The 5,599-nt window shown below is 73.4% G+C and carries 5 protein-coding genes and 1 pseudogene; 4 read left to right on the forward strand and 2 right to left on the reverse strand.

Features of this window, described 5'->3' with window-relative positions:
- Window positions 1–358, forward strand: a 358-nt coding sequence (locus IE249_RS35770; RefSeq protein ID WP_229857155.1) for a TMEM165/GDT1 family protein, incomplete at its 5' end; no start/stop codon positions are given.
- A 170-nt stretch (window positions 359–528) separates the two neighbouring features.
- Complete coding sequence (locus tag IE249_RS01040; RefSeq protein ID WP_189702840.1) at window positions 529–1,191, forward strand: HAD-IA family hydrolase; 663 nt, start codon at window positions 529–531, stop codon at window positions 1,189–1,191.
- 49 nt (window positions 1,192–1,240) lie between these two features.
- Here the strand turns inward: IE249_RS01040 and IE249_RS01045 are convergent, their stop codons facing one another.
- The gene (locus IE249_RS01045; RefSeq protein ID WP_189702841.1) at window positions 1,241–2,338 is read right to left on the reverse strand and encodes a peptidoglycan-binding domain-containing protein; all 1,098 of its coding nucleotides are present in this window, start codon (window positions 2,336–2,338) and stop codon (window positions 1,241–1,243) included.
- 209 nt (window positions 2,339–2,547) lie between these two features.
- On the opposite strand from IE249_RS01045, the gene IE249_RS01050 reads away from it, so the two are divergent.
- Complete coding sequence (locus IE249_RS01050; protein ID WP_189703205.1) at window positions 2,548–4,683, forward strand: MDR family MFS transporter; 2,136 nt, start codon at window positions 2,548–2,550, stop codon at window positions 4,681–4,683.
- 3 nt (window positions 4,684–4,686) lie between these two features.
- Here IE249_RS01050 and IE249_RS01055 read toward each other — a convergent pair whose 3' ends face one another.
- The gene (locus IE249_RS01055; protein ID WP_189702842.1) at window positions 4,687–5,208 is read right to left on the reverse strand and encodes a GNAT family N-acetyltransferase; all 522 of its coding nucleotides are present in this window, start codon (window positions 5,206–5,208) and stop codon (window positions 4,687–4,689) included.
- Between the two features lie 111 nt (window positions 5,209–5,319).
- Between IE249_RS01055 and IE249_RS35775 the strand changes: the two are divergent.
- Window positions 5,320–5,599: pseudogene (locus IE249_RS35775) on the forward strand (hypothetical protein); the annotation flags it as partial.

Raw genomic sequence — 5,599 nt, forward strand, 5'->3', positions numbered from 1 at the left:
CCTCTTCCTCGGCGGCGCGGCGATGCTGCTGATGAACAAGGGCGACGGCGAGGAGGAGATCCGGCGGCCCGCAGACCAGTCCTTCTGGAAGGTGGCGGGCACGGGCTTCACGCTCATCCTGGTCGCCGAGTTCGGTGACCTCACCCAGATCATGACGGCGAACCTCGCGGCCCGTTACGACGACCCGGTCTCCGTGGGGCTGGGTGCGGTGCTGGCTCTGTGGGCGGTGGCCGGGCTCGGCATCGTCGGCGGAAAGGCCCTGATGAAGCGGGTCCCGCTGGGGCTGATCACCAAGATCGCGGCGCTGCTGATGGTGGGGCTCGGTGTGTGGAGCCTCTACGAGGCCGTCGCGGCCTGAGCCGAACGGCGGGTGAACTCTTCGGCGGGGCGGTGGCGGGAGACCCGACTTGTTTTGTACCGTGGAGAAACAAAGTGGCTCCCGCCCGTTTCCCCTGACCGGCGGGCGGGGCCGCCTTGTCCCTCCTGGGCCTTCCCCTTCGCCCCCTCCGCCCCGTCTTGGAGTTGCCGATGACGGCCACCGCCGTGTTCCCCGCCCGCGCCCTCCTGCTGGACATGGACGGCACCCTCGTCAACTCCGACGCCGTCGTCGAGCGGATCTGGCGGCGCTGGGCCGACCTGCACGGGCTGGACGGCGACGAGGTGATGAAGGTCGTCCACGGCCGCCAGGGACACGCCTCCATGGCGCTGCTGCTGCCCGACCGGCCCATGGAGCAGAACTTCGCCGACAACGCGCGCATGCTCGCCGCCGAGACCTCCGACATGGACGGCGTGGTGCCCGTGCCCGGCGCGCCGCAGTTCCTCGCCTCCCTGCGCGGGCTGCCCCACGCGCTCGTGACCTCCGCCGACGTGGGCCTGTCCACGGCCCGGATGGCCGCCGCGGGGCTGCCACTGCCCGACGTCCGCGTCACCGCCGAGTCCGTCGGGGCGAGCAAGCCCGACCCCGAGGGCTTCCTCAAGGCCGCCGCCGAACTGGGCGTCGCCCCCGCCGACTGCCTCGTCTTCGAGGACTCCGGCGCGGGGATAGCGGCGGGCCGCGCCGCGGGCATGCGCGTCATCGGCATCGGCCCCCGCGCCGCCTGCCACCGCCCTGACGCGGTGGTACGGGACCTGACGGGGGTGCGGGTGGAGAGCGCGGGGGACGGCGGGGGGCTGCGGGTCCACTGGGCGTGAGGCGGGGGGTTGGCTGGGCGTGAGCGGGTTTTGGGGGCCGTGGGCCCTGTCAGGGCTCGGAGGTTTCTGATTCGAGGGCGGCTCGGGTTGCCGGGCCGTAGACGCCCAGGTCGTCGGTGGTGATGCCGCGGGCCCACTGGTAGGTGCGTACCGAGTTCTCGACGCCCGAGTCGAAGACCCCGTCGGCGCGGCCGGTGTAGAGGTGCAACTGGCTCAGGCGTTCCTGGAGTTCGGTCACCTCGGGGCCGCGGTCGCCCAGGCGCAGGACCGGCGGGGGAGTGGCCGTCGCGGAGGCACGCCCGCTCGGCGCGGTGCGCGTCGGTTCCGTGGGCCGGGGAGCCGGGGCGGAGGCCGACCCGGACGGCGTCGGCGAGGCGTCCGACGCCGAGGGCGACGCGGACCGCGAGGGGCTCGCGCTCGCGGACGGCGCAGGGCTCACCGGGGCCGAGGGGGCGGAGGGCGATCCGGTCGTCGTCGGCGTGGCGGACGCGGAACCGGCCGTGGGGCCGTCCGGCACGCTCTGCCGTACCTCCTGGGGTGCCGCGTCGTCCCGTGCCGGGGACTTGTACGCGAACAGGCCGGTCGCGAACCCGGCCGCCGTCACGACCGCCACCACTGCGCCGGACACGGCGAGCAGGGCGGCGGGCCGGCGCCCACGCCCCGCGGGCTCATCGGACCCCCAGGTCTCCTCCTGCAGGGCCGAGCCGCCCGGCGGCCCGCCCGGCTCAACCCGCCCGCCCGGGTCGCCACGCTCGTCCGGCTCGAAGAGGCCGAGGTCCGAGGCGTTGGGCCGAGCAGGAGCGGCGGTCCCCGCGGACGGGGGCAGCGGCATCGTCGTCCCGGCGGCGGACTCGGGTTCGGGTACGGCGGCGGGTCGCCCCGCATCAGCGGCAGCGGCAGCGGCGCCATCCGTGTCCTCGACCTCCTGAGTGACCTGCGCACCTCCGGTTGCCGCTCCGCCGCCCTCGATGTCCACGTACGGCCGTATCCGCAGCGGGTCGAAGTCCTCCGCCGCGGCCGCCTCCGCGGTGCGGGTGTCGCGCAGGGCGTCCGCCACGCGCTGTCCGCAGGCGCAGGACGGTGCGTTGTCCGCGTCCCGGGGCGCCCCGCACTCCGGGCAGACGTGCCCCCTCGGTTTCTCGTCCACGGTCCAGTCCCCTCCCGGTCCTCCGCGGTTCCCCCCGCGCCACCGCGCGACCTCCGAGAACTCCAAGGATTATGCAGATCCTCTCCACCCCGTCTCCCCGAAGCCCCCGGAATGGCCGCGTCCAAGGGGACTCAACAGGCCATAACGGGTCACACCGATGACGATGGGAGTTGTCACGAGAGGGTCGGGAGGTCTCCATGGCCGGGGATATGGCCGGGGATGCGCACGGCAGCACCGGGGCCACCGGAAGCACACCCAGCACGGGCGGCACCGGCAGCGCCACCGGCGGCACCACCGGGACGGCGTCCGCGCCGCCGCCCCCGCACGGCGCCGCCGCCGGGGAGCCGGAGCACGTCTCCGGCAACGTCCTGGTGTCGATCGGCGCGCTGCTGCTCGGCATGCTGCTGGCCGCGCTCGACCAGACCATCGTGTCCACCGCGCTGCCCACCATCGTCAGCGACCTGGGCGGCCTGGAGCACCTGTCCTGGGTGGTCACCGCCTATCTGCTGGCCTCGACCGCCGCGACCCCGCTGTGGGGCAAGCTCGGTGACCAGTACGGGCGCAAGAAGCTGTTCCAGACGGCGATCGTCATCTTCCTGATCGGCTCGGCCCTGTGCGGCATGGCGCAGAACATGCCGCAGCTGATCGCCTACCGGGCGCTGCAGGGCCTCGGCGGCGGCGGGCTGATGGTGCTGTCGATGGCGATCGTCGGCGACGTCGTCTCGCCCCGTGAACGCGGCCGCTACCAGGGGCTGTTCGGCGCCGTGTTCGGCGCGACCAGCGTGCTCGGACCGCTGCTGGGCGGGCTGTTCACCCAACACCTGAGCTGGCGCTGGGTGTTCTACGTCAACCTGCCCGTCGGCGTAGTCGCGCTCGCCGTGATCGCCGCCGCCCTGCACATCCCGCGCAAGACGCAGCGGCACGTCATCGACTACCTCGGCACCCTGCTCATCGCCTCGGTCGCCACCTGTCTGGTGCTGGTCGCCTCGCTCGGCGGCACCACCTGGGCCTGGTCCTCCCCGCAGATCATCGCCCTGGCGGTGCTGGGGGTCGCGCTCGCGGTGGCGTTCGTGGCCGTGGAGCGCGGGGCGGCCGAACCCGTCCTGCCGCTCAAGCTGTTCCGCGTCCGCACCTTCACCCTCTCCGCGGTGATCAGCTTCATCGTCGGCTTCGCGATGTTCGGCGCGATGACCTACCTGCCCACTTTCCTCCAGGTCGTGCAGGGCATCTCGCCGACCCTGTCCGGTGTGCACATGCTGCCGATGGTGATCGGCATGCTGCTCGCCTCCACCGGCTCCGGGCAGATCGTCAGCCGCACCGGCCGCTGGAAGGTGTTCCCCCTCACGGGCACCGCCGTCACCACGATCGGCCTGCTCCTGCTGCACCGGCTCGACGAGCACAGCTCCACCGCCGAGATGAGCGGCTACTTCTTCGTCTTCGGCCTCGGCCTCGGCCTGGTCATGCAGGTCCTGGTGCTCATCGTGCAGAACGCCGTCAGCTACGAGGACCTGGGCGTCGCCACCTCGGGCGCCACCTTCTTCCGCTCCATCGGCGCCTCCTTCGGCGTGGCGATCTTCGGCACGGTCTTCGCGAGCCGCCTCGGCGACAAGCTCACCGCCGCCTTCAGGGGAGCGGCGCTGCCGCCCGGGATGTCGGCGGACACCCTGAAGGCCGACCCGCGCGGGATCGCCGCCCTGCCCGCCGCGCTGCGCCCGGCGGCCCTGCACGCCTACGCCTCCGCCATCACCGACGTCTTCCTCTACGCCGCCCCGGTCGCCCTCCTCGGCTTCGTGCTGGCCTGGTTCCTCAAGGAGGACAGGCTGCGCGGCTCGGTCACCGCCCCCGACGTCTCCGAGACCTACGCCACCAACCCGGTCGAGCGTTCCTCCTACGACGAGGTGTGCCGCGCCCTGTCCGTGCTGGGCACCCGTGAGGGGCGGCGCGAGATCTACCGCAACATCACAAAGCGGGCCGGCTACGACCTCAGGCCCGCGGCGAGCTGGCTGCTGCTGCGGATCAAGAAGTACGGCTGGGTGGAGCCCGGGGTGCTGGCCGAGCGCAGCTCCGTGCCGCTGAACGTCATCATCGAGGCCGCCCGCCAGGTCGAGGAGCGGCGCCTGGGCGAGCGGCAGGGCCTCGACATGGTGCTGACCGAGCGGGGCCACGAGGTCGCCGACCGGCTCGCGCACGCCCGGGAGGAGTCGCTGGCCGAACTGCTCGGCGACTGGTGGGGACCGGACCGGCCGACCGACCTCGCCCAGCTGGTGCGTGAGCTGACCGGCGAGCTGTGCGGCTCCGACGCCGAACGCCCCCACGACGAGCGCGCGGTGACCCGCCTGCCCTGAACCTCACCAGCCGCGGGCGGGGCGCAGGCTCTTGGTGAACCAGTGCTCGGCGTACGGGGCGTCGTTGTGCCGTGCGGTCTCCCCGTAGCCGAGCCGGGCGTACAGGGCGCGGGCCTCCACCAGGTCGCCGCGGGTGTCCAGGATCATGCGCGTGGCGCCGAGCGAGCGGGCCGCGTCCTCGGCCGCGCCGACGAGCATCGCCGCGCCGCCCCGGCCGCGCATCCCGGTGTGCAGGAAGACCCGGGTGAGTTCGGCCGTCGCGGGGTCGAGCAGCCGTACGCCCGCCGTTCCGGCCGGTTCCCCGTCGTACCGTGCGACCAGCAACTGTCCGCGCGGCGGGGCGAGTTCGTCGCCGGGCTTGGCGGCGATCTCCCGCTCCAGCTCGGCCGGGTCGGTGCGCCGGCCCTCGTGCAGCAGGTACCAGCGGTCGCTGACCTCCGTGTAGTACGCCCGCCAGAGCGCGGCGGCGACGGGGGAGTCGTACGGCTCGGGGGTCACGGTCCACAGGGCGGCGGTGGTGGGCATGCGGACATTATCGGCGGCGCTCCCTTTCTTGACGCGCCGTTTACCGACCACCTTCCGGGCAACCCGACCGGAGAACCGGCCGGTTGGGCCGATCGCATCCGGAAGGCACCCATGTCCACAGGTTGGATCATCGCTCTGATCGTGATCGTGGCGGCCGTCGTCGTGGTGGCGGCCGTCCTCACCTCTCGTGCCCGCGGCCACGGCGGCGGGCGGAGCCTGAAGCGGCGCTTCGGCCCGGAGTACGACCGGACCGTGGCCCGCCACGACGGCGACACCAAGGCCGCCGAGCGGGAGCTGTCGGCGCGCGTCGAGCGCCACGGCGACCTGCGGGTACGGCCGTTGGAGGCGGCCGAGCGCGAGCGGTTCGAGGCGCGCTGGACGGCCGCGCAGG

Source organism: Streptomyces anandii JCM 4720 (assembly GCF_014650655.1).
In the GTDB taxonomy this organism is placed as follows: domain Bacteria; phylum Actinomycetota; class Actinomycetes; order Streptomycetales; family Streptomycetaceae; genus Streptomyces; species Streptomyces anandii.